A 24,750-nucleotide genomic window follows, 5' to 3' on the forward strand; every position below is an offset into this window, starting at 1 on the left:
ATCTTTTAAGCATAGAGCTTCTACACAACGGGCGCAGAGAGTAGCATGACGCCTACGTCATCCACTACAGAAAGAACTATAGTGCCATTCATGACCCGTCTGGATCAGTTACTCGTACAGCTGAAGCTGGCCAATTCCCGCACCCACGCCAAGAAACTCATCGACAGCGGCAGGGTGCTACTGGATACAGGACAGGGATGGCGCCCGGCGCAGAAGGCCGGCCAGTCGGTCCCGGAGGACCAGCGACTGCAGGTGGAACCCCTGCCCGAGGACCGCTATGTGTCCCGCGCAGGCCTGAAGCTGGCTGCGATCCTCGACCATACCGGCCTCGACCCAAAGGGCTGGCGGGCACTGGACGTAGGGTGCTCCACTGGCGGTTTCAGCGACTGCCTGCTGCAGCGGGGCGCAGACCTGGTGGTGGGAGTAGACGTGGGGCGCGACCAGCTGGCACAGCGCCTGCGGGAGGAGCCGCGCATGAAGCTGTTCGAGGGCATCAATGCCCGGCACCTGGAACCGGGCCAACTGGCGCCATACGGCGAGACCGGGTTTGACGCGGTGGTAATGGATGTTTCCTTTATTTCCCAAGCCCTGATCCTGCCCCGCCTGCCACCACTGCTCCGCCCCGGCGGGCAACTGCTCAGCCTGGTCAAGCCGCAGTTCGAGGTTGGTGCCGACAATATCGGCAAGGGGGGCCTGGTAAAGGATCCGTCCCTGTACCCGCGGGTGCAGGAGAAAATCACTAACCTCTGCGAAACACTGGGGCTGCAGGTCCGCGACTATATCGAGAGTCCCATCAGGGGCGGCGACGGCAACCGGGAGTTTTTACTCTGGGCCCAGCGAGCAACTGGCTAGTGGGCCGCTGGTGAAGCCCGGCAACAAAGAAGCACAGCCAAATCGATCAGCTCAAGGCGAGAAAGCGCTGGAATAGCAGCGTTATTTAAAGCTTTTTCAACACATAGCCGGGCGAGTCGGCGAGGCGACCTGTTGCCGGACTTTGCGTGCGACCCACTAGCCCAGGATCTTCTCGAGCTTGGCCTTGAACCGCGGGGATGCGGCTTCCGTAGGGGAGGATTTGCGCGGCGGGCGCGCGGTGAGTACACCCTGGCAGTTCACACAGGTGTGGCCCAGCTGCTCGTAGCAATCGGGGCAGTAAGTGCACTCAAAAGAGCAGATATAGGCCCGATCGGTCAGTCCCAGCGATGCACCACAGCGCTCGCAACTCTGCTTCATTTTCAACATGGCGGTTCCAGATCCTTGCATTTACAAACACCGCAGGCCACCGGGCAGGTCGCTCCCACGCGGACGTATCCGCGTATGAATCCACCTGCCGGCGCTGGAGACCGCCAGTCGGGTGGCGCTTACTCTGTCTCGAGCTGCTTATCGGTGCGTGCGGCCATAATAAAATCATTCTTGTGCAAGCCACCGGCCTCGTGGCTCCACCAGGTCACGGTCACCTTGCCCCACTCGGTGAGCAGTGCCGGATGATGCCCCACCTCTTCCGCGATCTCGCCAACGCGGTTGGTAAAGGCCAGGGCCTGCTTGAAATTGCGAAACTTGAATACACGCTCCAGCTGCATCACGCCGTCACGGGTGACAGGCGTCCAGTCGGGAATTTCGCGTATCAGTTGTGCAAGTTCCTCGTCACTTACCAGGGGTGCGTCGGCACGGCAGGCTTCACACTTCTGTTCGGCAAGTTCGGTCATGGGGAGTTCCTCTGCTGATTCAATTTTTTGGTTATGCTTGGAATTGCATCCCACTCTACTCGCCGCCCCCGACCTAGACAAGCTCGCCGGAAAAAACCGGATTGTATGTGGTTTTTGCCCGCACAGATGGGACAGAGTCCTAAAAAATGAGCAATCAGCCGCCACAGGCCGGGTGCATCCACCCGCCACTAATCCAAATAAAAACGATTAATGCCCCCCGGCATTCGGGCACAAATGCCGATGCAGATATGCTAATTTCCCTGCCAAGCATACTTTGACCAAGAGAGGGACCATGAAACGCTCACTCACCACCCTGGCACTGCTGGCGATGTTCAGCGGGTGTACACCGGACAAAGCTGAACAGAACGATGGCAGCGAATCTGCCACCGCGACCACAGCCGGCGAACATCAGCAGACCGCGACGCAGGATCAGGTCACAGCCGATAAGGCATTTGCGGATTTATCGAACAAAATGATTGAACAGCTGTGGCAGCTGTACCCATCCTGGGCTGTGCGCGAGGGCTACTATGCGGTTGCGGACCAGCTGGCTATTCCCGACGACCAGCAACGCCAGCGCCTGCTGGAATTTGCCGAGAGCTACCAGGCCCGGCTCGCTGAAATAGATACCCAGGCGCTGGATCCCGGTGCCCGCAGCGACCTGGCATTAATCCAGAACTTCCTCGACAAACTGGTATGGGAGATAACCGAGTTCAAATCACACCAGTGGAACCCGGCCAACTACAACGTTTCCCACGCGTTCTCGCTGATCCTGAATACCGATTACGCCCCGCTGGACGAGCGCCTGCGCACCTTCAGCAAGCGGCTGGAGAAAGTACCGGCCTATTACGAGGCAGCAGAGGCATCACTGGATAAGCCGGCATCACCGCAACTGGTGCTGGCCATCCAGCAGAACGAGGGCGCCAAGGGAATTTTCGCTGAAGAACTGGAGGAGAAAATTGCCGAAAGCGGCCTGGCACAGGCAGAAAAAGAAGAGCTGCGCCAGCGAGCAGAAGCCGCCCGGGAGGCCATCGAGGGCTATATTACCCACCTGCAGACCCTGCACGCGGAACTGGAGAAAACCCAGGACTACAGGGACTTCCGCATTGGCGAGGAACTCTACGAGCAGAAGTTCGCTTACGATATCCAGATCGGCATGACTGCCAGCGAACTCTACCAGCGGGCCCTGGCAGAGAAGGACCGGCTGCACAACAAGATGGCGGAACTGGCCGACGAGCTGTGGCCAAAATATTTCCCCGGCCAGCAGCCGCCAGAGGACCGCCTGGAAAAGATCCGCGCGGTACTGGAAGAGCTGTCCCAACACCACGCCACCAAGGAGACCTTCAAGGCCGAGGTGGAGAAGCAGATCCCTGAACTGGTTGCCTTCGTCAAGGACAAAGACCTGCTCACCCTGGACGAGAGCAAGCCGCTGGTGGTGCGCACCACCCCACCGTATATGCGCGGTTTTTCCGTGGCTTCCATCAACGCGCCAGGACCCTACGACAAGGAAGCCAATACCTACTACAACGTCATGCCCATCGAGGAGTTAGAGGATGACGCAGCAGAGAGCTTCCTGCGCGAGTACAACACCTACATGATGCAGATCCTCAATATCCACGAGGCCATTCCCGGGCACTACACCCAGCTGGTCTATGCCAACCAGTCCCCCAGCCTGGTCAAAAGCATTCTCGCCAACGGTGCCATGATCGAGGGCTGGGCCGTTTACACAGAGCGCATGATGCTCGATGCCGGCTACGGGGATTTCTCGCCGGAGCTGTGGATGATGTATTACAAGTGGAACCTGCGCGTGGTCATCAACACCATCCTGGACTACGAGATCCAGGTGAAGGGCATCGACGAGGAACGGGCCATGGACCTACTGGTACGCCAGGGCTTCCAGCAGAAAGCCGAGGCCAAGGGCAAGTGGCGCCGTGCAACCCTGAGCCAGGTGCAGCTCACCAGCTACTTCGCCGGCTATGCAGACATCCTCGCCCTGCGCGAGGAAATGAAGGAGAAACTCGGGGACGACTTCAACCTCAAGGAATTTCACGAGAAATTCCTCAGCTATGGCAATGCACCAGTGCCGGTGATCCGGGAGCTGATGCTGGCCGAGCTGGACCAGCAAAGCTGAGCGGGAATTCCGTGCGGGGCCGGGCGATAACAAGGATCCCGCCACGTCCCCAGTTTACCGCAGGGGCGCACCTCGTGTGCGCCCGGGGATAGCCAGGCAGGAAGCCGGCTACACAAACAAAAAAGGCCGGGCACCTCGCGGGGCCCGGCCTTTGTTCTCTCAGGGCAGTATTAAACCACGCCCTCCTCGATCTTGGCCTTCCAGACCAGCGGCCCGGTGTTGTGCACCGACTCGCCCTGGCTGTCCACGGCCACGGTCACAGGCATATCTTCCACTTCGAACTCGTAGATCGCTTCCATACCCAGTTCCGGGAAGGCCACCACCTTCGCGTCCTTGATCGCCTGGGCCACCAGGTAGGCGGCGCCACCGACGGCCATCAGGTAAACCGCCTTGTTGTCGCGGATGGCCTCGATGGCGGTCGGGCCGCGCTCGGCCTTGCCGATCATGCCCAGCAAGCCGGTCTCTTCCAGCATGGTACGGGTGAACTTGTCCATACGGGTGGCCGTGGTGGGGCCAGCCGGACCCACTACCTCCTCGCGCACCGGGTCCACCGGGCCCACGTAATAGATGAAGCGACCAGCCAGGTCCACCGGCAGGGACTCACCCTTTGCCAGGATATCGACCATTTTCTTGTGGGCCGCATCGCGGCCGGTCAGCATCTTACCGTTCAGCAGCAGGGTCTCGCCCGGCTGCCAGCTCAACACGTCCTCGCGGGTAACCTCGTCCAGGTTGACCCGGCGGGTATTGCTGCCGGCCTCACGGGTGATCTCCGGCCAGTCTTCCAGCTTCGGCGGGGCCTGCCGCGCTGCGCCGGAACCATCCAGGGTGAAATGGGCGTGGCGGGTGGCAGCGCAGTTGGGGATGATTGCCACCGCCTTGTTGGCGGCGTGGGTGGGATAGTCCTTTACCTTCACGTCCAGCACCGTGGTCAGGCCGCCCAGGCCCTGGGCACCGATACCCAGCTTGTTGACCTTGTCGAACAGTTCGAGGCGCAGCTCCTCGGCGCGATTGGCAGCGCCCCGCTCCTGCAGGTCCTGGATATCGATCGGATCCAGCAGTGACTCCTTGGCCAGCAGCATGGCTTTCTCGGCGGTTCCGCCGACACCGATGCCGAGCATACCCGGCGGGCACCAGCCCGCACCCATCTGCGGCACCATCTTGAGCACCCAGTCGACCACCGAGTCAGACGGGTTCAGCATGGCGAACTTGCTCTTCGCCTCGCTGCCACCACCCTTGGCGGCCACATAGACTTCCACGGTATCGCCGGGAACGATCTCGTAATGGATCACCGCCGGGGTATTGTCCCCGGTATTCTTGCGGGCGCCGTCCGGGTCCTCGAGGATGGAGGCACGCAGCACGTTGTCCGGGTTGTTATACGCTCGACGCACACCCTCGTTGACCATGTCGGTCACGCTCATGTCCGCATCCCATTGCACATTCATGCCCACTTTCAGCTTTACGGTCACGATACCCGTGTCCTGGCAGATGGGGCGGTGCCCCTGGGCACACATACGGGAATTGATCAGGATCTGGGCCATGGCGTCCTTCGCCGCCGGGTTGGCCTCCTTCTCGTAGGCCTGGTTCAGGGCCTGGATAAAGTCCTGCGGGTGGTAGTAGGAAATAAACTGCAGCGCATCCGCGACGCTGTCGATCAGGTCATCCTGGCGGATAGTGGTCATAGCCGTCTCCGGTTTACGTCTCAAGGCGGGCGATTTTACACGAATTGCGGGCAAATTCCCCGATTGGGGCGTGGGGACAGGATATGGCCGGCAATAGTGGAAAGCAGGGAAGTCGCGGCCCGGGGAATCCGGGCCGCGGCGAGGGGCAAAGCCTTACTGGATGCCGGCGGTGCTGCCACCAGACTGCAGGCTGCGGATGGCGTCGCGCAGCTGTACCAGGTCCTTGTTCACGGAGCGGCGGTAGGCGTCGATGGACTCAACAGCCTCCTCGTTGGCGCTCACCCGGCCGCCCAGGTCACTGCGCACCGAGTTGAGCTGGCGCTCCAGGCTGGCGAGCTTGTCCTTGAGGTCGCGCTGGCTGCTGGTAGTGGTCTCACGCAGCTCGGACAGGGCGAATTCCACGGAAGCAATTTTCTTCACGCTGTCGCTCAGGCCACTGACCTTGCCGGCCAGCTGCGCGGCCTGCTTCTTGGCCGCAGCAGCGTCCTTTGCGGCAGCGGCGGCCGCTGCCTTGTTGGCGGCGATGTTTTTGCGGTTGGTATCGTGGGAAACACCCCACAGCTTGCGGATCTCGGAGGAATTCTCCTTCACCCGGGCATTCAGGACCTCCACGGACGCCGTTGACTCCTCGTCCGACATTTCGAAACGCTTCTCGAGTTCCACGATTCGCTCTTCCGCGCTCACCAGTTGCGAGCGGGTGTCCTGCCACTGGGTGTAGAGGAAGCCCGCACCGCCGACGCCGGCGAGAGCCAGGATCAGGGCCACAACAGCCAGGACTGAGGAGCCACCGGAGCCACCCTCATCGTCAGCGGGCGGCTGCGGGGCGCTGCCACGGGGGGCGCCACCGATCGGTTTGTTGTCCATTGCCGGGTCTATGGCGGGACCGCGGCCATCCAGGGTCGGCTCTCTGCGTTGCATCGTTAGATATACCCGATTCGTGCGTTTGGCTCGCGCACCTGGCCAGTGGCCCGTACACGAGGATTGATTGGTCGATTTCAGCGGCAGTTATACCAAAAATTGACGAAAAAGTAAGCGTTTACCGCTTAAGATTAGCTGACCCACTTGTCTTCGCCGTATTTGCCCCCATACGCTGTAGTCAGCCACATGCCGGGTTAATTCTGCAATCCGGCGCGTGTAGAATGCCTTCATCCACAAACCGAGACATAAGGAAGGAAGAAATCATGGCTCACGTTCTCCCCGAACTCCCCTACGCGATGGATGCCCTGGAACCGCATATCTCCCAGGAAACCCTGGAGTATCACTACGGCAAGCACCACAAGACCTACGTGGACAAGCTGAACGGCCTGCTGGAAGGCACTGCCGACGCAGAGAAATCCCTGGAAGACGTGATCAAGTCCTCTTCCGGCGGCGTGTTCAATAATGCCGCGCAGATCTGGAACCACACCTTCTACTGGAACTGCCTGAGCCCCAACGGTGGCGGTGCCGCCTCCGGTGCCGTAGCTGAGGCCATCGACAAGGCATTTGGTTCCTTCGACAAGTTCAAGGAAGAGTTCACCAACAGCGCTGTGAACAACTTCGGCTCCGGCTGGACCTGGCTGGTGAAGAAAGGCGACGGCTCCGTGGCCATCGTTAACACTTCCAATGCCGGTACCCCGCTGACCGAGGCCGACCAGACCCCGCTGCTGACTTGTGACGTCTGGGAGCACGCCTACTACATCGACTACCGCAACGCCCGTCCGAAGTACATGGAGGCGTTCTGGAGCCTGGTGAACTGGGACTTCGTCAACCAGAACTTCGCCTGATCCGGGAGATCGAGAAAGCGGGCTGGCGGCCCGCTTTTTTACTTTCTGGAGACCGGAAACCCCATAACGGTCCCCCGCTCAACCCCATAACTATTTCAATCGGACGGGAATGCGAAACATGCAGTTCAACAAGACCCTGATTGCCGCTGCCATCAGCACGCTGGTAATGGCAGGCTGTGACCGGGCTGAAAACAACCAGCCCACCACCACTGAAACCGAGGTAGCCGCCGAAAGCAGCACCGCAAATCCCAACGGCAACACTGCGGACGCGGCAGCAGAATCCGCCAGCGACTCTTCTGTCAACCAGGAGATGGTAACCAAGGCCAACCAGCTGTTTGAGGACCACTTCCAGGAGCTGCTGGAGCGCAGCCCGGAATTCAAGACCTTCCTTGGCAAGACCGATGATGAGGATTATGGCAAGTGGGACAATCTCTCGCCGGAATTCGAGCGGGAAACCATGGAGATCCAGAAGCGCCAGCTGGAAGAACTGAAACAGATCGATTCCAGCCAACTGGACGATGCCACCGCGCTGAGCCTGAAACTGGCTGTCCGCAACAAGGAAGAGGAAATCGAGGGCTTCCAGTGGCGACTGCACACTTACCCGGTCAACCAGATGTATGCCGTGCACACCGGTGTCGCATCCCTGTTGATCAACCAGCACCGTATCGACGATGTCGAGGATGCCGAGGCCTACATCTCCCGCCTCAACGCGTTGCCCGGTCACTTTGACCAGCTGATCGCCAACCTGGAAGAACGCGCCGAGGCCGGCGTTATCCCACCCAAGTTCGTTTTCCCCTACGTTATCAGCGACGGCAAGAACCTGATCAGCGGCGCCCCCTTCACCGACGGGGAAGACAGCACGCTGTTTGAGGACTTCAAGGGCAAGGTTGAGAAGCTGGAAATTCCGGAAGAAAAGAAACAGGCACTGGTGGAGCAGGCGCAAACTGCCCTGCTGGAGAGCGCCCAGCCGGCTTATGAAAAGCTGATCGCCCACCTGGGTAAACTGGAGAAAAAAGCCACCAAAGACGACGGCGCCTGGAAACTGCCGGACGGCGATGACTTCTACGCACATCGCCTGAACGTGTATACCACCACTGACATGACCGCCGACGAAATCCACCAGAAAGGCCTGGACGAAGTCGAGCGTATTCACGGTGAAATGCGCGAGATCATGGAGCAGGTGGAATTCGACGGAACCCTGCAGGAATTCTTCGAATTCATGCGCACCGATGAGCAGTTTTACTACCCGAATACCGAGGAAGGGAAAAAGCGCTACCTCAAGGAAGCCACGGCAATCATCGACAACATGAAGGGCCGCCTGGACGAATTGTTCATCACCAAGCCGGAAGCGGACCTGGTCGTCAAGGCCGTGGAACCCTTCCGCGAGAAATCGGCGGGCAAGGCGTTCTACCAGCGCCCGGCACCGGACGGCTCGCGCCCGGGCATCTACTACGCCAACCTATACAACACTGCGGACATGCCCACCTACCAGATGGAGGCGCTGGCCTATCACGAAGGTATCCCGGGCCACCACATGCAGCTGTCCATCGCCCAGGAACTGGAGGGCATTCCCAAGTTCCGCAAGTTCGGTGGCTATACCGCCTACACCGAGGGCTGGGGCCTCTACTCCGAGCTGGTGCCGAAGGAGATCGGCCTCTACAAGGATCCCTACTCCGACTTTGGCCGCCTGGCCATGGAGCTGTGGCGCGCCGCGCGCCTGGTGGTGGACACTGGCATCCACAGCAAGAAGTGGACCCGCGAAGAGGCAATCGAGTACCTGGGAGAGAACACCCCCAACCCCAAGGGAGACCAGGTCAAGGCGATCGAGCGCTACATCGTGATGCCCGGACAGGCCACTGCCTACAAGATTGGCATGCTGAAGATTATCGAGCTGCGTGAAAAGGCCAGGCGGGAACTCGGTGACCAGTTCGATATCCGCGGCTTCCATGACACGGTACTGGCCAACGGCGCCGTGCCCCTCGATGTGCTCGAGGAGCTGGTGGACGAGTGGGTCGCAGAAGTAAAGGCACAGTCGTAACACCTTAGAGCGGTGAACAAAAGGCGGGCCCCCGGGCCCGCCTTTTTTATTGCTATTGCTCCCAAAGACTTTCCACGGCGGATTTCCCCGCAGCTTTCAGTGCACCGGTGACTTGAAATCCCCCGGCTTCAGTGCCAGCAGGGAACAGCTGATTTTCTGCAGGATGTTTTCCGCCGTATTGCCCATGATAAAACCGGGGATGCCTGTGCGGGCTACGGTACCCATCACCAGCAGGTCGAATTTTTTCTCCTCCACCAGCAACGGGATAAAACGCGCCGGATTGGCGATGGTGTGATGTATTTCCATCGGGCCACCGATCCCGGCCGCACGGATCAGTACATCCAGCTTGGCACGGTGTTTGGCGCCGGCCTGTTCCACCACCCGGTCTATCTCCGCATCCGGCAGGTCAAGCGGGAAGTTCTGGCGCAAGTAAGCATCCACATCGTAATCCCAGCACGAAACGATATGTAAGGTGCCCTCCCAGGAATCGGCCAGTGCGCGTGACAGCCGCAGCAGGCGGATGGCCAGGTCATAGGCATGCCCCTGCTCGCACTCCGGGTCTATTGCCACCAGTACCCGGATATCGCTGCGACCGTGGTGTACCGGCCGGCACAACCAGACCGGGCAGGGACATTTGCGCAGTAACTCCATGTCCATGGCCTTGAAACCCTTGCGCTGGCTGCGCCCCTCGACATTCTTGATCACCATGTCGAAGTCTTCATCTATCACCCGGTGGATCACCCGCTCGGCCGGCGTGCTGCCGCACTCTACCTGCAGGGAAACGGGGAGGTCGTCAGCAGCCAGGCCCTCATCCGCCAGCACCGAATCCAGGGAGGATTTCACGCGGGCCGCCAGGCCGTCCCCATAAGCGTCGGCATAGTCACCGAACGCCTCCGGCAGCGCCGGACACACCGCCATGATATGTAGCTCCGCACCACTACTCCTGACGAGACTGACGGCCTGGTGGAGCCCTTCATTGGGCTCGTCGACCGCGTGGCTTACAAATAGCACTTTATGAAGATTCTGCATATTGGAGAACCAGAAGATCAGAAAACTGAATAAATACGCATGAGCGCCGGATTCTTGCCCGACGCCACAATTCCCGGTGCCACAATTAAAGGGCCGGGCGGCCGGATTTCCCAGCCGTATCGGACAGTATGGAGGCGGTTGCGCGGTGGCGCGCGCCAGCGGCATCAAACAGGGGAGACAGCAGCGACATGGATCCAGCCTATGGCACGTGACCAGTACCTGCGTGCGCACCTGATGGGGATCAACACCCATGAGGAACCGATTGTGTTCATGCGCGATGACTGCGCTATCTGCCGGGCTGAGGGGTTCACGGCCAATACGCGCCTGCAGGTACGAACGGCCGGTCGCAACCTGATTGCCACCCTCCATACCGTCAGTGCCGAAGTGCTGCCGGGAGGCGTCATCGGCTTCTCTGACGGCGCCTGGGAGTTCCTCGGGCTTACCCCCGGACAGGAGGTCGAGGTCCGCCATGCGCCCCTGGTCCACTCACTCAGTGCCCTGCGCAAGAAAATTTATGGCAACGAACTGAACGCGACGGAAATCAGTGGCATCATTCGTGACATCAGTAACCGGTTGTATTCCGATATCGAAATTGCCGCCTTCCTCACCGCATGCGCCACCGGTGGTGTGAGCCGGCGGGAAACCAGCGCCCTCACCAACGCCATGGTCCGCAGCGGAAACCGCCTGCAGTGGCCGGAATTCCCACGCATTTTCGACAAACACTGTATCGGCGGACTGCCCGGTAACCGCACCACCCCGATCGTGATTTCCATCGCCAGTGCCGCCGGCCTGGTAATTCCCAAGACCTCTTCCCACGCCATTACCTCGCCCGCCGGCACCGCGGACACCATGGCCGTGCTGACCGAAGTGGACCTGTCCCTGCGCCAGCTGCAGCAGGTAGTCATTGATACCGGGGCATGCCTGGCCGCGGGTGGACGGGTTGGCCTGAGCCCGACTGACGACATCCTGATCCGGATAGAGCGGGCACTGAACCTGGACAGTGAGGGACAGCTGGTGGCATCGGTGCTGTCCAAGAAAGTGGCCGCCGGTTCCACCCACGTGCTGATTGATATGCCCGTGGGGCCAACGGTCAAGCTGCGTGACCAGGAGCAGGCTCAACGCCTTTCCCTACTTTTCTCCGAAGTGGCCGAAGACCTGGGCCTGCATCTCCGTTGCATCATCACCGACGGCACCCAGCCAATTGGCTATGGTATTGGCCCGGTGGAGGAAGCGCGGGATGTGCTGGCGGTGCTACACAACCGGGCAGAGGCGCCAGGGGACCTGGTGGACCGCTCGGTCTTGCTGGCCTCCCGACTGCTGGCCATGGCTACTGGCGAGGACGACCAGGGCTGCGAATTGCGAGCCCGCGAGCTACTGGAATCCGGCCGGGCACTGCGGCAATTTGAGCGGATCTGCGCCGCCCAGGGGGGAATGAAAGAGTTTCGTGAGGCCCGCCACCGGGCCCCGCTCAGGGCCGGGCGCTCGGGGGTACTGGCAGCGATGGATAACAGGCGCCTCGCGCAGCTGGCGAAACTTGCCGGGGCCCCGTCCTCCCCGGCGGCAGGGCTGCGGCTGCACGTAAAGATCGGCGAGCCCGTAACCGAAGGCCAACCCATGGCCACTTTGCTCGCCGACTCTCCCGGGGAACTGGCTTACGCGCAGGAATACTACCGCCGTAACCACAAACTGTTTTACGTCGCGGAGGTCGCGGAGAAGGGAGCATGAAACCACTGCTATTCGCACTCGAGGAAGGACTGCCGCTCGCAGCCCCGCTGTGCGCACAACTGGGCGCGGAACCAGCTCAACTGGCACGACGGCGCTTTCCCGACGGTGAAACCTACCTGCGGGTGGACACGCCGCCAAAGAACCGCGACTGCATCATCCTCGCCAACCTGTGTGACCCGGACCCCGGTTACCTGGCACTGGTTTTCCTCGCCGCCACGCTCCGTGAACTGGGCGCGGCAACGATCGGCCTGGTGGCGCCCTACCTCAGCTACATGCGGCAGGACCGGCGATTCCGGGAGGGCGAGGCCATCACCTCAAGAGTTTTTGCCCGGGAAATTTCCGCCCGGGTGGATTGGCTGGTTACCGTGGATCCTCACCTGCACCGCTATGACCACCTCGACGAAATCTATTCCATCCCGGCATTCGCCCTCTCGGCCGTCAGTACGATCGGCGACTGGGTGCAGCAACAGGAGTCCTCTTATTTACTGGTGGGTCCGGACAGTGAGAGCCGCCAGTGGGTCAGCACACTGGCCGGGCAGACCGGGCTGCCGTTTGTCGTTTGTGAAAAGACCCGGACCGGTGATCGCGCGGTATCAGTGGAGGTACCCGACGTATCAGGTTACCGCAACCGGCCGGCGCTGCTGGTGGACGATGTCATCTCCAGTGGCCACACATTGATGGAAACGGCCGCGGCATTGCAGCACGCCGGCATCGACCAGATCCACTGCGCCGCGGTACATGGGATTTTTGCCGGTGACTGCGAAGCGCAGCTGCAGGCAAGCGGGATACACCAGCTGTACACCAGCAACAGCATCCCGGGCCCCCACTGCACTTTCGACCTGGCCCCAGTAATCGCCGGGCCGCTGCACGAACTGCTGGCCGGGTCACATCCCGCTACCGGCCGTAACCGGGAGTCGAACCCATGAACCTGCTTTTTCTCGGTGCCACCCAGACGGTCACCGGTTCCAAATTCCTGGTGGAGCACGGCAACACCCGTCTGCTGGTCGACTGCGGCCTGTTCCAGGGCTACAAGTGGCTGCGGCAGCGGAACTGGCAGCCACCGGCCTTCGATATCCATGGCCTGGACGGCATCCTGCTCACCCATGCGCATCTGGACCACTCGGGCTATATCCCGCGACTGTACCAGCTCGGTTACCGCGGCCCGGTGTTCTGCCATCCGGCCACCGTGGACCTGTGCAGCATCCTGTTACCGGACGCCGGGCATATCCAGGAGGAAGATGCCCGTTTCTATGCCCGCCACCGGCTCGGCAAGCATGCCCACCCGGAGCCCCTCTACGATGGCGAGACCGCCGAGCGCAGCCTGGAGCTGTTCCAGCCGATCGCATTCGGCGAGTCGGTGCGCATTGGAGAGATCACTGCCAGGCTGCAGAGCGCCGGCCATATCCTCGGCGCCGGCAGCGGCATCCTCGAGGCCGGCGGCAAGCGGGTGGGCTTTTCCGGCGATGTGGGCCGGCCCGACGATGTCCTGATGTACCCGCCCGATCCCCTGCCGGCCCTGGACCTGCTGTTGCTGGAATCCACCTACGGCGACCGCCGCCACCCGGACCTGGACATACAGGAGGAGCTCAACCGGGTGGTGAATGAGGTTGTGGGTCGCGGGGGAGTGCTGGTGATTCCCAGCTTTGCCGTGGGTCGGGCGCAGACACTGCAACATATGCTGGTCCGGGCGATGGAGGCCGGTGATATCCCGCGCCTGCCGATCTTTCTCGACAGCCCCATGGCCATCGATGCCTCCCATATCTATAACCGCTACCCGGAACTGCACCGGCTGACGAAGGCCGAGTGCCGGCGCATGAGCGAGGGAGTCACCTACACCCGCGAAATCGAGGAATCCAAGGCACTGGATAATATCCAGTATCCCCACATCATCATTGCCGGCAGCGGCATGGCCTCCGGTGGCCGGGTACTGCACCACCTCAAGCGCCTGCTGCCCAACCATCGCACCACGGTCCTGTTTGCCGGTTACCAGGCGGGCGGTACACGGGGTGCCCGGCTGATGGCCGGCAGCAGTACGGTAAAGATTCACGGGGAATACATTCCCTGCCGGGCGCAGGTGGAAATGCTAGAGGGACTATCGGCACATGCTGACTACCGGGACCTGGGTCGCTGGCTCCACTCCTCACAGCTGCAACCAGGCACCGCCATCCAGCTGGTGCACGGGGAGCCGGATGCCGCCGACTGCCTGCGCCTCTACCTGCAGGATCACACCCGCTTCGAGGTTGAAGTGGCACAGTATCGCCAGATCCTGCGCCTGTAACCCCGGGGCCCTCAGATCTTCAGGACTTCCTTCACAAAGGGAATGGTGATTTTGCGCTTGGCCATCAGCGAGGCCCGGTCCAGCTGTTCCAGGCAGGTAAACAGGGCACCGGTGTGGCGTGGTGCCCGGTGCAGGATATACAACGCCACATCTTCCGGGAGGTCAAAGCCACGCCGGCGGCTGCGCTGGCGCAGGGCCGCCAGCTTGTCATTGTCGTTCAGGGGCTGCAGCTGGAAGGTAAGCCCCCACTGGAGCCTTGAGGCCAGGTCAGCCAGTTCCAGCTCAAGGCCACGGGGCGAGCGCCGTGCCCCCAGCAGCATCTGGCCGCCGGCATCGCGCACCCGGTTGAACAGGTGAAACAGCGCCGTCTGCCACTGCGGTTGCCCTTCCAGCAGGTGCATACCGTCAATACACAGCAGCTCCACTTCCTCCAGGCCATCGAGGATGACGGCAGGATCCATCGGCAGGAGTTCCCCCAGCGGCAGGTACTGGAAACTCCGGCCGCTGTCCTCAGCACTCTGGCAGGCGGACTGCAACAGGTGGCTGACACCGGAGCCCTCTTCACCCCAGAGGTAAATCAACTGCTCCGGCAGGCTGCCGGCGGCAAAGCCCTGCAGGGCGGCCACAACCTGGCGGTTGGGATCCTCCGGCGACAGGTAAAAATTGTCGAAGGTGGCGTCATCGCGCAGCGATACCCCCAGGGGCAGCTGCTGCGGCACACCGCTTTGCTTGTTCATCTCACTGCCAGCGATAACGCAGGGGATTCTCCGCGCTGCCCGCGGGCGCGCGATAGCCATTGAGGTCGATCGGGTCCTGTTCCGCCTCGGCCCGCAGTTTGCGGTTCAGTGCCAGGGCATCGCGCAGGTTCCGCATGGGCACGCCGGTACTGAGGGCGAAACGCATACGGTCGCCATCCACCTGCAGCAGGTCTGCCCGGCTGACCTGGGCCAGGCCCCGAAGGTAAGCCGAGGCCTCGTTGTAATCCGCAAACGTGGACACGCCCACCAGCTCCAGGACCACGGAGCTGGATTCACCACCGCCGGCGTCCGGGCGCACCGCGTAGCGCTGGGCCAGCAGGTTGGCGGCCTCATTGACCCCCTGCTGGGCCACGGTTTCCAGGGAATCCCCGGTGGCGTCAAAAGCATAGCTGCGGCCGCCGTGGATCAGCAGCCAGTTGCCCTGCCAACGCCCCTGGGACAGCTGCAGCACGCGCCCCATCAGGCTCGCATCGGGCTGGTAACGCGCCGCGGCACTTTTAGCCGCCCGCTCGTCCTGGGCCCAGAGATTGCCCAGCGGCATGGCGCGCCGGTCAGTACTGTCGAGTGCGGGGAATTCCAGCGGCAGGCCGCGGGCGATAGCGGCGGCATCCAGGGCGGAAAAGACTTCCGGCGACTCGGTCTCGCTCAGATAGCTGCGTCCCTCCCCGAGGGTGTCCACAGCCAGCCACACCAGCGTGCCGGGACGGTTATTGGGCCACATGGGCAGCTGCAGTTCGTGCACCTTGGCCGCCACCGCCTGGGGATCGAAGGTCAGCTGCACGTACAGCTCGTCCTCCTCGGTGACATAGCGGTAACCCTGCATAAAGGACTGCGCCTCCCGCAGTACCGGGCTCAACACGCCGCTACCGGCAATTGAGGGCTCGCCGGTAACCCGCACGAAAACCTGCTCGAGGCCACGGCTGGCCGCGGCCGCACGGTCACTCGCACTGCGGCTGGGAACGGGCTCCGCCACCTCGTAAAGGTCTGCAATCACCCGAGCCTGCGCCGGCAACATCGTTAGGCACAGGGCAAGGGCCAGCAACTTCGCTGCTGTTGCCACACCGCGCCGGACCAGCATCTGCATCTCTCAAACTCCCCCAAACCACTTATTCGGTTGACCGGCCAGCGCGCTCTACCGGGCCCGGGAAAGGGGCGCCGGCACGGCTGCGGGCCGGAATCGATCCCGGGTCAAACCGGGCCAGAGGGGCTATTGTATCAGTGTCGGTTTTTTCTCCCAGCCCCGAGTTCGCACATTTGGGCGAAATTCCTCTAGAATACGCGCCCTTCGAAAGCCCATTGCAGGAAGAATCATGAGCGATTCCAAGCCCCAATCCCTCAGTTATAAAGATGCCGGTGTCGACATCGACGCGGGCAACGCCCTGGTCGACCGCATCAAGCATGTCGCCAAGCGGACCCAGCGCCCGGAAGTGATGGGCGGCCTGGGCGGTTTCGGGGCGCTGTGTGAGCTGCCCAAGGGCTATAAGGAGCCGGTACTGGTATCGGGCACCGACGGTGTAGGCACCAAGCTGCGCCTGGCGATGGACCTGGGGATTCACGACACCATCGGCATCGACCTGGTGGCCATGTGCGTGAACGACCTGGTGGTAGCCGGTGCCGAGCCCCTGCTGTTCCTGGATTACTACGCCACCGGCAAGCTGAATGTGGATATCGCGGCCGAGGTTGTCAATGGCATCGGCCGTGGCTGTGAGCTGGCCGGCTGTGCCCTGGTGGGCGGTGAGACCGCAGAGATGCCCGGGATGTACGAAGGCGACGACTACGACCTGGCAGGCTTCTGCGTGGGTGTGGTGGAGAAGTCCGGCATCATCGATGGCAGCAAAGTGGCTGCCGGCGACAAGCTGATCGGCCTGGCCTCCAGCGGCCCCCACTCCAACGGCTACTCCCTGGTGCGCAAGGTGCTGGAAGTCAGCGGCGCCGACCTGCAGCAGGACATGGGCGGGGTGACGCTGGCCGAGGCGCTGATGGCCCCGACCCGAATTTACGTCAAGAACCTCCTCGAGCTGATCGCTAAATCGCAGGTGAACGCCCTGAGCCACATCACCGGCGGCGGTTTGCTGGAAAACCTGCCGCGCGTGCTGCCGGAAGGCACCTGCGCCCACATCGATACCAACAGCTGGGAAATGCCCCCGGTATTCGAGTGGCTGCGCAAAAACGGCAATATCGACCGCCGCGAGATGTACCGCACATTCAACTGCGGTGTGGGCATGGTGGTCTGTGTCCCCGCCGACCGGGCCGACGAGGCCCTGGGGATCCTGCGCCAGTCGGGCGAGGAAGCCTTCATTATTGGCAGCATCGAATCCGCCTCCGGTGACGAGGCCGTGGAACTCTCGGGGCTCTAATGACGCAGAAGGCTCCGATGGCGCGGGAGAAATGTCGGGTGGCCGTGCTGATTTCCGGCAGCGGCACCAACCTGCAGGCCCTGATCGACGCGGCGGCAACGACCGATGCCAGCTTTGAGCTGTGCGCGGTGATCAGTAACAAGGCGGAGGCCTATGGCCTGACCCGCGCCCGCGAGGCGGGCATTCCCGCGGCGGTGGTCAACCACCGGGACTATGAAGACCGGGAATCATTCGATCGCGCCCTGATCGACAGTATCGACAGTTATGGCGCCGAGCTGGTGGTGCTGGCCGGGTTCATGCGTATCCTCACCCCGGCGTTTGTCCGCCATTACAGCGGCCGCCTGCTGAATATCCACCCTTCCCTCCTGCCCAAGTACCAGGGCCTGCACACCCACCAGCGGGCTCTGGACGCCGGCGACGCCGAACACGGGGTTACCGTGCACTTTGTCACCGAGGAACTGGACGGCGGCCCACCCATCGTACAGGCGGTGATTCCCGTCGAGTCCGGTGATACCGCGCAGAGCCTGGCCCAACGGGTACAGGCTCAGGAGCATGTTATCTACCCGCTCGCAGTAAGCTGGTTTGCCGAAGGGCGCCTGCGCATGGTCGGTGACCATTCGGAACTCGATGGCGAACGCCTGCCCCCCACAGGAAACGTGGTCAGGACCTGAGCGATTGCGTGCCCGGGACTCTCCCGGGCACTTTTTGCAGCCGGCAGCGGTCAAAGCTATCGTAGGGCCCAGGCACCGGCAGGCAAGGTTTTGCCCACCGGATATGCCCCGCCCCAGCGAACGCCACCAGGAAAAGGGAGATCGCCGTGCCCGTTCGACAGTTTGTACTTTTTCTCGTTTTCAGCTGCCAGGCCCTGGCCGCCAGCGCCCAGGGCCTGGAGCCCTTCTCCGCCACCTACTCTGCCAGTTACAACGGCATCAAGGTAGAAGCCAGGCGCGAGCTCTCCGGCGCCGGAGACAACTGGCGGCTGGATTTCCGGGCGGATTCTTTCCTCGCCGACATCCGCGAGCACTCCCGCTTTTCCCTGGCCGATGCCAGCATTACCCCCCGGCACTATGAGTACCGTCGTACCGGACTCGGGCGCAATCGCCACACATCCCTGAATTTTGAAAACGGCCGGGTCGTCAATGTGTCAAAGCCGGACCGCACGCTCGAGAATGTCCCGAAGGATATCCACGACAAAATCAGTTACCAGCTGCAGCTGGCACTGGATGTGGCTGCCGGCAAGGAAGATCTCGTCTATCAGGTAGCCGATGGCAAGCGAGTGCGCACATATCGTTTTGCCGTTGCCGGTACCGAGAAGCTGCAGACGCCACTGGGTCCCGTGGACACGGTCAAGGTGGAACGCGTGCGCGAAGAAGGTGCAGATCGCACGACTTATATCTGGTTCGCCCCGGAGTGGAATCACGCGCTGGTTAAACTGATGCAGGAAGAAGATGGCGAAACCTACCAGATTTCCTTGACCAAATTTTCCACCCATAGAGACTCTTCCCGCCAACAATAAAAAAGTTTCGAACAACTCGTAAAAATAAAGAAAAAGTGGCGCGAAATGATAGATTTTTCGCCTCTTTGTCTTTATAAAGTCGCCCGCCTCCCCTGAAACAATATTCTGGCACTGCTAGAATTTTCGGGTCAGGGAATCAATTGCAAACCCGGGAACCTGAACAGGGTTCTCCATCGCGCGCCGGAAACTGCCACGCAGTCGTCGCGTGATGCATTTGTGATCCGCGATTTAAAAACAGAGTGGGACCTCATGAAAAAGAAACTTCTGCGTCGTGCAGTTCTGGCTGCAGCAATCAGCACCGCTTCCAGCGGTACCATGGCTGCGGGTTTTTACCTGCAGGAGACCAACCCTTCTGGCCTTGGCCGCGCGTTCGCGGCGGAAAACACCATCGGTGACAATGCCGCCATCCTGAACCGCAACCCGGCCGGTTCTGCTCTGTTTGACCGGATTTCACTGTCCGCGGGCGTCACCTACGTCAACCCGGAAATTGACGCCGCCGGTGAGGTCGACTTTTCCGTTGTAGGCACCAACCCGGTTACCGGCCAGCCGGTGCCGCTCGCCCAGGTAGGCCCGTTCCGCGACACTGCCAGCGACTACGCCAGCGATGCTTTTGTCCCCGACTTCGCCCTGGCAGTTCCTTTTGATGACTGCTGGTCTTTCGGCCTGGGCATGTTTACCGACTACGGCCTGGAAACCGACTTCGACCCGGACTGGCTGGTGACCCATATTGCCGATAAAACTGAACTGCTGACGGTTAATATTGCACCCTCGGTGGCGTACAACTTCAACGACCAGTTCAGTATCGGCCTTGCAGTAAACTTCCTCTACGCCGACGCCACCCTGAAAACCAAGGTGCCGCGCAACCTGAGCCAGCAGACCGGGCTCTTCCTGCCCGACGGGTCCGGTATCCCCGAACTGACCATCCTCGACCTCGAGGGTGACGACTGGGATGTGGGCTGGTCCCTGGGCGCCCTGTGGCAGATCAATGAACAATCCCGCTTCGGTATCTCCTATCACTCCGAGCTGGACCCGGAGCTGGAAGGTGATGTCAATTCCCAGGCCCTGCCCAACAATATGGGTGGTATCGGCCTGCGGAATGCATCCGCCAACCTGACCCTGGACCTGCCCGACACCCTGGAGCTGGGTTTCTACCATCGCTTCAACAGCCAGTGGGGCCTGGCGCTGGGTGCCATGTGGACCGACTGGGATGACTTCGAACGCCTTGAGGGCTTCATCCCCGGCCAGAAGTTCGGCGTGGACCCCGAGCCCTACAATCCGCTGCTGATCAAGGAAGAGAACTTCGAGAGTGGCATGCGTTACAGCATCGCCGGCGAATACTACCCGTGTGAGGAAGTCACCTGGCGCATCGGCTACGCCTACGACGAGGGCGCTGCACGCGACGGCCTGTTTGACGAGGAAACCGCCAGCTTTGGCCGCCCGATCACCTGGCGCACCCTGTCCATCCCGGACACCGATCGCCAGTGGGTGACTTTCGGCGGCACTTACAAGTTCAGCGACCAGTTGTCGGTTGACGGCGGCTTTGCCTACCTGTGGGGTGACGACGAAACCATCCAGGAAGGCAGCGTGATCCCGACCGATTCACTGGTCGGCCCGGGTACAGCCCTGGTTACTTACTTCGATGGCGGCACCACCAATATCGAAGCCTGGCTGGCTGGTGTTTCTGTAAACTACAACTTCTGATCCCCCGATCGGAAGCCAGCATAAGGGCCGGACAGCGATGTCCGGCCCTTTTTGGTTTTGTTGCCAGCGATATTCCCACCTTCCCTCCGGCACACAATGCCCCATCAGCGGGCAGCGCCCCCCGCTTCCGCACTACCTTAAGGCTTGCGGCCGCAACGCAGTACACCGGGACCATATCATCGCGATGCATTGCAACGATTGCCGCACGCGGCATTGTCACAACCAGCAGCATCCCCGGAACACATGAAATCCCGTGCTCCCGCGCCCATATAACAACCTGGGGCCAGCCTCAGGAGCCTGTCCCAGCCCATCTTCAACATGCAGTGGCCGCAGCCTTGGCACGATCTGTGCAATTTGCTTCGGTGAAGAATGAATTTTGCTGCCCTGGCCACACCAATCAATGCCCCCTGATTTTTGCGGTGTGAACTGAAAGGCAACACCCGGCAAGACACCGGAATTCGGGAGTATAGGAAACAGGGGCAACAACAACTGAACACTGACGGCAGGCACAAGCCTGCCAGCTGCCGAGCAAAGACGCTCATTGACCCGTGCCAAAGGCACCGATCAATGAGCGTTTTTTTTTGGCCCGGAAAAGTACAGGAAACCCGCACAGGAGAAAGCCAGATGAACTGGAACAAATCATTCGGGGCATGGGCAGTCGCCGCCATGCTAGTGGCCACAATAGCAATGGGCACGGCACCCGCCCGGGCGGAAAAGCTCGGCTACCCGGAAAAAGAGGAGCTGACGTTTGGCTTTATCAAGCTGACCGACATGGCGCCAATTGCCGTCGCCTATGAAAAGGGTTTCTTCGAGGATGAGGGCCTTTACGTCACCATCGAGGCGCAGGCCAACTGGAAGGTGCTACTCGACGGCGTGATTGATGGCCGGCTGGATGGTGCCCATATGCTGGCGGGCCAGCCGATTGCCGCCACCATGGGCTTTGGCACCCGGGCCGACATCATCACCCCTTTCTCGATGGACCTGAATGGCAACGGCATTACCGTCTCGAACGAAATCTGGGAACAGATGAAACCCAATATTCCCAAGCGGGAAGATGGCTTGCCCGTGCACCCGATCAAGTCGGATGCCCTGAAGCCGGTGGTTGAGGCTTACAAGGACGACGGCAAACCATTCAACATGGGCATGGTTTTCCCGGTTTCCACCCACAATTATGAACTGCGTTACTGGCTTGCCGCCGGCGGCATCCACCCGGGCTTTTATGCCCCGCACAAGGGGGATATCTCGGGCCAGATCAATGCGGATGCCCTGCTGTCAGTGACGCCCCCGCCGCAAATGCCCGCCACGCTCGAGTCCGGCACCATCTACGGCTACTGCGTCGGTGAACCCTGGAACCAGCAGGCGGTATTCAAGGGCATTGGTGTGCCGGTGGTTACCGACTACGAGATCTGGAAGGACAATCCGGAAAAGGTCTTCGGTATCACCAGGGAGTTTGCGGAAAAATACCCCAACACCACAATCCGCCTGACCCGCGCGCTGATTCGAGCGGCTATGTGGCTGGACGAAAACAACAATGCCAACCGCACGGAAGCGGTGGAGATCCTCTCGAAATCCCACTATGTGGGAGCCGACTATGAAGTAATTGCCAACAGCATGACCGGCACCTTCGAGTACGAGAAAGGGGACAAGCGCTCAGTGCCGGACTTCAATGTTTTCTTCCGCTACAACGCCACCTACCCCTATTACTCGGATGCCATCTGGTACCTGACCCAGATGCGGCGCTGGGGCCAGATCCCGGAAGACAAGAGTGATGACTGGTACAAGGATCTTGCACAAAAGGTATACCGCCCGGACATCTATGAGGCCGCCGCGAAATCACTGATCGCAGAAGGCCTGGCCAAGGCGGACCAGTTCCCGGATTTTGACACCGAGGACGGCTTCCGCGAGCCCCAGACCCACTTTATCGACGGGATTGTATACAACGGCAGGACACCCAATGCCTATATCGACAAGTTTCCCATCGGCCTGAAAAGTGGCGAGAAACTCTGAAAGTAAACCGTGGAATTGCCGGGCGGCCATGGACGCCGCCCTGAAAAGTGATGCAAACGAGATAACGCACTATGACTAGCAGCACCTTGACTTCCGGCAAGATATTAAACTGGCGCCTGCCCCGGGCCGATGGAGGACTGCTCCTGCGCACCGCGGCCCTGCTCGCCCTGCCTGCAACCGGGATACTGGTTTTTCTCCTGCTGTGGTCGGTGAGCGCCCGCAATATCGATACATCACTGGGGACTTTCCCGGGACCGGTGGCGGTCTGGGAGCAGTTCGGCGCCCTCTACAGTGAGCACCAGCGCTCCCGGGAGAAAGAGGCCGCCTTTTATGAGCGGCAACGGGAGCGTAATGCCAGGCGGGTCGCCGAGGATCCGGGCTACGAACCGAAAATACGGGATTACACTGGCAAGGAAACCTTTATCGACCAGATCCGCACCAGCCTGGTCACGGTCATGAGCGGTTTCCTGCTCGCGGCACTGATTGCCGTTCCCCTGGGTATCGCCATCGGGCTCAGCCCCGCACTCAATGCCGCCTGTAACCCGATTATCCAGGTATTCAAGCCGGTCTCCCCACTGGCATGGTTACCCCTGGTGACCATGGTTGTGAGCGCCCTGTACGCCACCCCGGACCCGATGATCGCCAAGTCATTTATCAACTCCATGATCACGGTAACGCTTTGCTGCCTCTGGCCGATGGTGATCAACACGGCTGTGGGTGTCGCCTCGATTGATCGCGACCTGTTAAACGTCAGCAAGGTCCTGCGCCTGCCGGCGCTGAAGCATGTACGACGTATCGTGTTGCCAGCTTCGGTGCCAATGATATTCACCGGCATGCGCCTGTCCCTGGGCGTCGCCTGGATGGTACTGATTGCGGCCGAAATGCTCGCCCAGAATCCCGGGCTGGGCAAGTTCGTCTGGGACGAGTTCCAGAACGGCAGCTCCGACTCGCTGGCCCGCATTATGGCCGCAGTGCTCGTGATCGGCTTTATTGGCTTCCTGCTTGACCGTTGCATGCTGCAGTTACAGCGGTTCTTTTCCTGGGACAAGGAAATAACCACCCACTGAATGAAACAATGCCGCCGGACAAACTCGCCGGCCTACATTTGCCAGCAACACTGAACGAGGTTTCCATGAACACGCTTCTCGATATCAGCCAGGTAGGTATGCAGTTCCCCACGCCTAATGGTCCGTTCACGGCCCTGCGGGATATCAACCTGAAAATCCGCCAGGGCGAGTTCGTCTCCCTGATCGGCCACTCCGGCTGCGGCAAGTCCACGGTTCTCAATATTGTCGCCGGGCTGCACCAGGCAAGCTCCGGCGGGGTGATTCTGGATGGACGTGAGGTCACTGAGCCCGGCCCCGAGCGGGCGGTGGTATTCCAGAATCACTCCCTGCTGCCCTGGTTGACCGCCTACGAGAATGTCGAGCTGGCAGTGAGCCAGGTATTCGGCAGGAAGATGTCCCGCAGCGCAATACGGGAATGGATCGATCACAATCTCGAGCTGGTACACATGGCCCATGCTGCGCACAAACGGCCCGGGGAAATCTCCGGGGGTATGAAACAGCGAGTGGGTATTGCCCGCGCACTGGCCATGCAACCCAAGGTCCTGCTGATGGATGAACCTTTTGGTGCGCTGGATGCACTCACCCGCGCACACATGCAGGATTCCCTGATGGAGATCCAGGCGGACCTGAAAAACACCGTCATCATGATTACCCACGACGTCGATGAAGCTGTGCTGCTATCAGATCGGATTGTGATGATGACCAACGGTCCCGCGGCCACCATCGGCGAAGTGCTGGATGTAGAGCTCGAGCGCCCCCGCCATCGATTGGACCTGGCGGGCGACAGCCACTACAACCACTATCGTGCCCGCGTACTGAAATTCCTGCACGAAAGACATGACAAAGTCGGTGCTGACCCGGCTCTGGGCCGAGCCGCTGTAGCACCCGGCGAATCAGCGCGGGCTTGCACCCGCGATACCGGGGAGGTGGTCGACGCAGCCTGACCTGGTTCTCATTTTAGAAAGAAACCCTTTACCCACGGGGTTCATAACTTCCCTACC

General features: G+C 61.0%; 21 protein-coding genes. 14 read left to right on the forward strand and 7 right to left on the reverse strand.

Annotated elements, in window-relative coordinates; all coding sequences use genetic code 11:
- The first annotated feature begins 90 nt into the window (after positions 1-90).
- On the forward strand, positions 91-852 hold the full coding sequence (locus tag LVD10_RS16395) for a TlyA family RNA methyltransferase (RefSeq protein WP_233005784.1): 762 nt from the start codon (positions 91-93) through the stop codon (positions 850-852).
- Positions 853-1,008: 156 nt separating this feature from the next.
- Here LVD10_RS16395 and LVD10_RS16400 read toward each other — a convergent pair whose 3' ends face one another.
- Both LVD10_RS16400 and LVD10_RS16405 read right to left on the reverse strand, forming a co-directional pair.
- Positions 1,009-1,239 carry a DUF1272 domain-containing protein gene (locus tag LVD10_RS16400; RefSeq protein ID WP_233005785.1) on the reverse strand — a complete coding sequence of 77 codons (231 nt, stop codon included), beginning with the start codon at positions 1,237-1,239 and terminating at the stop codon, positions 1,009-1,011.
- Between the two features lie 119 nt (positions 1,240-1,358).
- Positions 1,359-1,703 (reverse strand): 4a-hydroxytetrahydrobiopterin dehydratase, encoded by a 345-nt coding sequence (locus tag LVD10_RS16405; RefSeq protein WP_233005786.1) that lies wholly within the window; start codon positions 1,701-1,703, stop codon positions 1,359-1,361.
- Between the two features lie 292 nt (positions 1,704-1,995).
- Between LVD10_RS16405 and LVD10_RS16410 the strand changes: the two genes are divergently transcribed.
- Positions 1,996-3,831 (forward strand): DUF885 domain-containing protein, encoded by a 1,836-nt coding sequence (locus tag LVD10_RS16410; RefSeq protein WP_237064336.1) that lies wholly within the window; start codon positions 1,996-1,998, stop codon positions 3,829-3,831.
- Positions 3,832-4,001: 170 nt separating this feature from the next.
- Here LVD10_RS16410 and LVD10_RS16415 read toward each other — a convergent pair whose 3' ends face one another.
- Both LVD10_RS16415 and LVD10_RS16420 read right to left on the reverse strand, forming a co-directional pair.
- On the reverse strand, positions 4,002-5,510 hold the full coding sequence (locus tag LVD10_RS16415; RefSeq protein ID WP_233005788.1) for a fumarate hydratase: 1,509 nt from the start codon (positions 5,508-5,510) through the stop codon (positions 4,002-4,004).
- A gap of 153 nt (positions 5,511-5,663) precedes the next feature.
- The gene (locus tag LVD10_RS16420; protein ID WP_237064337.1) at positions 5,664-6,428 is read right to left on the reverse strand and encodes a hypothetical protein; all 765 of its coding nucleotides are present in this window, start codon (positions 6,426-6,428) and stop codon (positions 5,664-5,666) included.
- Between the two features lie 263 nt (positions 6,429-6,691).
- Between LVD10_RS16420 and LVD10_RS16425 the strand changes: the two genes are divergently transcribed.
- On the forward strand, positions 6,692-7,273 hold the full coding sequence (locus LVD10_RS16425; RefSeq protein ID WP_233005790.1) for a superoxide dismutase: 582 nt from the start codon (positions 6,692-6,694) through the stop codon (positions 7,271-7,273).
- A 118-nt stretch (positions 7,274-7,391) separates the two neighbouring features.
- A complete protein-coding gene (locus LVD10_RS16430; RefSeq protein ID WP_233005791.1) occupies positions 7,392-9,311 on the forward strand; it encodes a DUF885 domain-containing protein in 1,920 nt (639 codons plus the stop codon).
- Between the two features lie 96 nt (positions 9,312-9,407).
- Here the strand turns inward: LVD10_RS16430 and LVD10_RS16435 are convergent, their stop codons facing one another.
- Positions 9,408-10,340 (reverse strand): universal stress protein, encoded by a 933-nt coding sequence (locus LVD10_RS16435; RefSeq protein ID WP_233005792.1) that lies wholly within the window; start codon positions 10,338-10,340, stop codon positions 9,408-9,410.
- 201 nt (positions 10,341-10,541) lie between these two features.
- Between LVD10_RS16435 and LVD10_RS16440 the strand changes: the two genes are divergently transcribed.
- The 3 genes from LVD10_RS16440 to LVD10_RS16450 are packed head-to-tail and all read left to right on the forward strand — an operon-like array spanning position 10,542 to position 14,343.
- On the forward strand, positions 10,542-12,065 hold the full coding sequence (locus LVD10_RS16440) for a thymidine phosphorylase family protein (RefSeq protein WP_233005793.1): 1,524 nt from the start codon (positions 10,542-10,544) through the stop codon (positions 12,063-12,065).
- Positions 12,062-12,991 (forward strand): ribose-phosphate diphosphokinase, encoded by a 930-nt coding sequence (locus tag LVD10_RS16445; protein WP_233005794.1) that lies wholly within the window; start codon positions 12,062-12,064, stop codon positions 12,989-12,991. The genes LVD10_RS16440 and LVD10_RS16445 overlap by 4 nt, the downstream gene beginning before the upstream one ends.
- Complete coding sequence (locus LVD10_RS16450) at positions 12,988-14,343, forward strand: MBL fold metallo-hydrolase RNA specificity domain-containing protein (protein WP_233005795.1); 1,356 nt, start codon at positions 12,988-12,990, stop codon at positions 14,341-14,343. Before LVD10_RS16445 ends, LVD10_RS16450 begins: the two co-directional genes overlap by 4 nt.
- An 11-nt stretch (positions 14,344-14,354) precedes the next feature.
- Here the strand turns inward: LVD10_RS16450 and hda are convergent, their stop codons facing one another.
- Positions 14,355-15,080 carry a DnaA regulatory inactivator Hda gene (hda, locus tag LVD10_RS16455; protein WP_237064338.1) on the reverse strand — a complete coding sequence of 242 codons (726 nt, stop codon included), beginning with the start codon at positions 15,078-15,080 and terminating at the stop codon, positions 14,355-14,357.
- Position 15,081: 1 nt separating this feature from the next.
- Positions 15,082-16,185: a DUF2066 domain-containing protein gene (locus LVD10_RS16460; RefSeq protein WP_233005797.1), complete on the reverse strand. Its 1,104-nt coding sequence runs from the start codon at positions 16,183-16,185 to the stop codon at positions 15,082-15,084.
- Positions 16,186-16,411: 226 nt separating this feature from the next.
- Here LVD10_RS16460 and purM point away from each other — a divergent pair, with 226 nt between their 5' ends.
- The 7 genes from purM to LVD10_RS16495 all read left to right on the forward strand — a co-directional run bounded on the left by purM (position 16,412) and on the right by LVD10_RS16495 (position 24,693).
- Complete coding sequence (gene purM / locus LVD10_RS16465) at positions 16,412-17,458, forward strand: phosphoribosylformylglycinamidine cyclo-ligase (protein WP_233005798.1); 1,047 nt, start codon at positions 16,412-16,414, stop codon at positions 17,456-17,458.
- Entirely contained in the window at positions 17,458-18,129 is a 672-nt protein-coding gene (gene purN / locus LVD10_RS16470) for a phosphoribosylglycinamide formyltransferase (RefSeq protein ID WP_233005799.1), read from the forward strand. Before purM ends, purN begins: the two co-directional genes overlap by 1 nt.
- A gap of 146 nt (positions 18,130-18,275) precedes the next feature.
- A complete protein-coding gene (locus LVD10_RS16475; protein WP_237064339.1) occupies positions 18,276-18,974 on the forward strand; it encodes a DUF3108 domain-containing protein in 699 nt (232 codons plus the stop codon).
- Between the two features lie 249 nt (positions 18,975-19,223).
- Entirely contained in the window at positions 19,224-20,675 is a 1,452-nt protein-coding gene (locus LVD10_RS16480) for an OmpP1/FadL family transporter (RefSeq protein ID WP_233005801.1), read from the forward strand.
- Between the two features lie 687 nt (positions 20,676-21,362).
- Complete coding sequence (locus LVD10_RS16485; RefSeq protein ID WP_237064365.1) at positions 21,363-22,682, forward strand: CmpA/NrtA family ABC transporter substrate-binding protein; 1,320 nt, start codon at positions 21,363-21,365, stop codon at positions 22,680-22,682.
- Between the two features lie 71 nt (positions 22,683-22,753).
- Positions 22,754-23,749: an ABC transporter permease gene (locus LVD10_RS16490; RefSeq protein WP_233005802.1), complete on the forward strand. Its 996-nt coding sequence runs from the start codon at positions 22,754-22,756 to the stop codon at positions 23,747-23,749.
- A 65-nt stretch (positions 23,750-23,814) separates the two neighbouring features.
- Positions 23,815-24,693, forward strand: a complete 879-nt coding sequence (locus LVD10_RS16495; RefSeq protein ID WP_233005803.1) for an ABC transporter ATP-binding protein — start codon at positions 23,815-23,817, stop codon at positions 24,691-24,693.
- The last annotated feature ends 57 nt before the right edge of the window (positions 24,694-24,750 follow it).

The organism is Microbulbifer zhoushanensis, assembly GCF_021729055.1.
GTDB lineage: Bacteria > Pseudomonadota > Gammaproteobacteria > Pseudomonadales > Cellvibrionaceae > Microbulbifer > Microbulbifer zhoushanensis.

Bases quoted from the DNA above. Each gene is read 5' to 3' on its own strand.
- LVD10_RS16485 (WP_237064365.1), top strand. From the start codon at position 21,363: ATGGGCACGGCACCCGCCCGGGCGGAAAAGCTCGGCTACCCGGAAAAA.
- LVD10_RS16480 (WP_233005801.1), top strand. From the start codon at position 19,224: ATGAAAAAGAAACTTCTGCGTCGTGCAGTTCTGGCTGCAGCAATCAGC.
- LVD10_RS16440 (WP_233005793.1), top strand. From the start codon at position 10,542: ATGGCACGTGACCAGTACCTGCGTGCGCACCTGATGGGGATCAACACC.
- LVD10_RS16395 (WP_233005784.1), top strand. From the start codon at position 91: ATGACCCGTCTGGATCAGTTACTCGTACAGCTGAAGCTGGCCAATTCC.
- LVD10_RS16425 (WP_233005790.1), top strand. From the start codon at position 6,692: ATGGCTCACGTTCTCCCCGAACTCCCCTACGCGATGGATGCCCTGGAA.
- LVD10_RS16435 (WP_233005792.1), bottom strand. From the start codon at position 10,340: ATGCAGAATCTTCATAAAGTGCTATTTGTAAGCCACGCGGTCGACGAG.
- LVD10_RS16495 (WP_233005803.1), top strand. From the start codon at position 23,815: ATGAACACGCTTCTCGATATCAGCCAGGTAGGTATGCAGTTCCCCACG.
- LVD10_RS16405 (WP_233005786.1), bottom strand. From the start codon at position 1,703: ATGACCGAACTTGCCGAACAGAAGTGTGAAGCCTGCCGTGCCGACGCA.
- LVD10_RS16415 (WP_233005788.1), bottom strand. From the start codon at position 5,510: ATGACCACTATCCGCCAGGATGACCTGATCGACAGCGTCGCGGATGCG.
- purN (WP_233005799.1), top strand. From the start codon at position 17,458: ATGACGCAGAAGGCTCCGATGGCGCGGGAGAAATGTCGGGTGGCCGTG.
- purM (WP_233005798.1), top strand. From the start codon at position 16,412: ATGAGCGATTCCAAGCCCCAATCCCTCAGTTATAAAGATGCCGGTGTC.
- LVD10_RS16445 (WP_233005794.1), top strand. From the start codon at position 12,062: ATGAAACCACTGCTATTCGCACTCGAGGAAGGACTGCCGCTCGCAGCC.
- LVD10_RS16400 (WP_233005785.1), bottom strand. From the start codon at position 1,239: ATGTTGAAAATGAAGCAGAGTTGCGAGCGCTGTGGTGCATCGCTGGGA.
- LVD10_RS16430 (WP_233005791.1), top strand. From the start codon at position 7,392: ATGCAGTTCAACAAGACCCTGATTGCCGCTGCCATCAGCACGCTGGTA.
- LVD10_RS16460 (WP_233005797.1), bottom strand. From the start codon at position 16,185: ATGCAGATGCTGGTCCGGCGCGGTGTGGCAACAGCAGCGAAGTTGCTG.
- hda (WP_237064338.1), bottom strand. From the start codon at position 15,080: ATGAACAAGCAAAGCGGTGTGCCGCAGCAGCTGCCCCTGGGGGTATCG.
- LVD10_RS16490 (WP_233005802.1), top strand. From the start codon at position 22,754: ATGACTAGCAGCACCTTGACTTCCGGCAAGATATTAAACTGGCGCCTG.
- LVD10_RS16420 (WP_237064337.1), bottom strand. From the start codon at position 6,428: ATGCAACGCAGAGAGCCGACCCTGGATGGCCGCGGTCCCGCCATAGAC.
- LVD10_RS16410 (WP_237064336.1), top strand. From the start codon at position 1,996: ATGAAACGCTCACTCACCACCCTGGCACTGCTGGCGATGTTCAGCGGG.
- LVD10_RS16450 (WP_233005795.1), top strand. From the start codon at position 12,988: ATGAACCTGCTTTTTCTCGGTGCCACCCAGACGGTCACCGGTTCCAAA.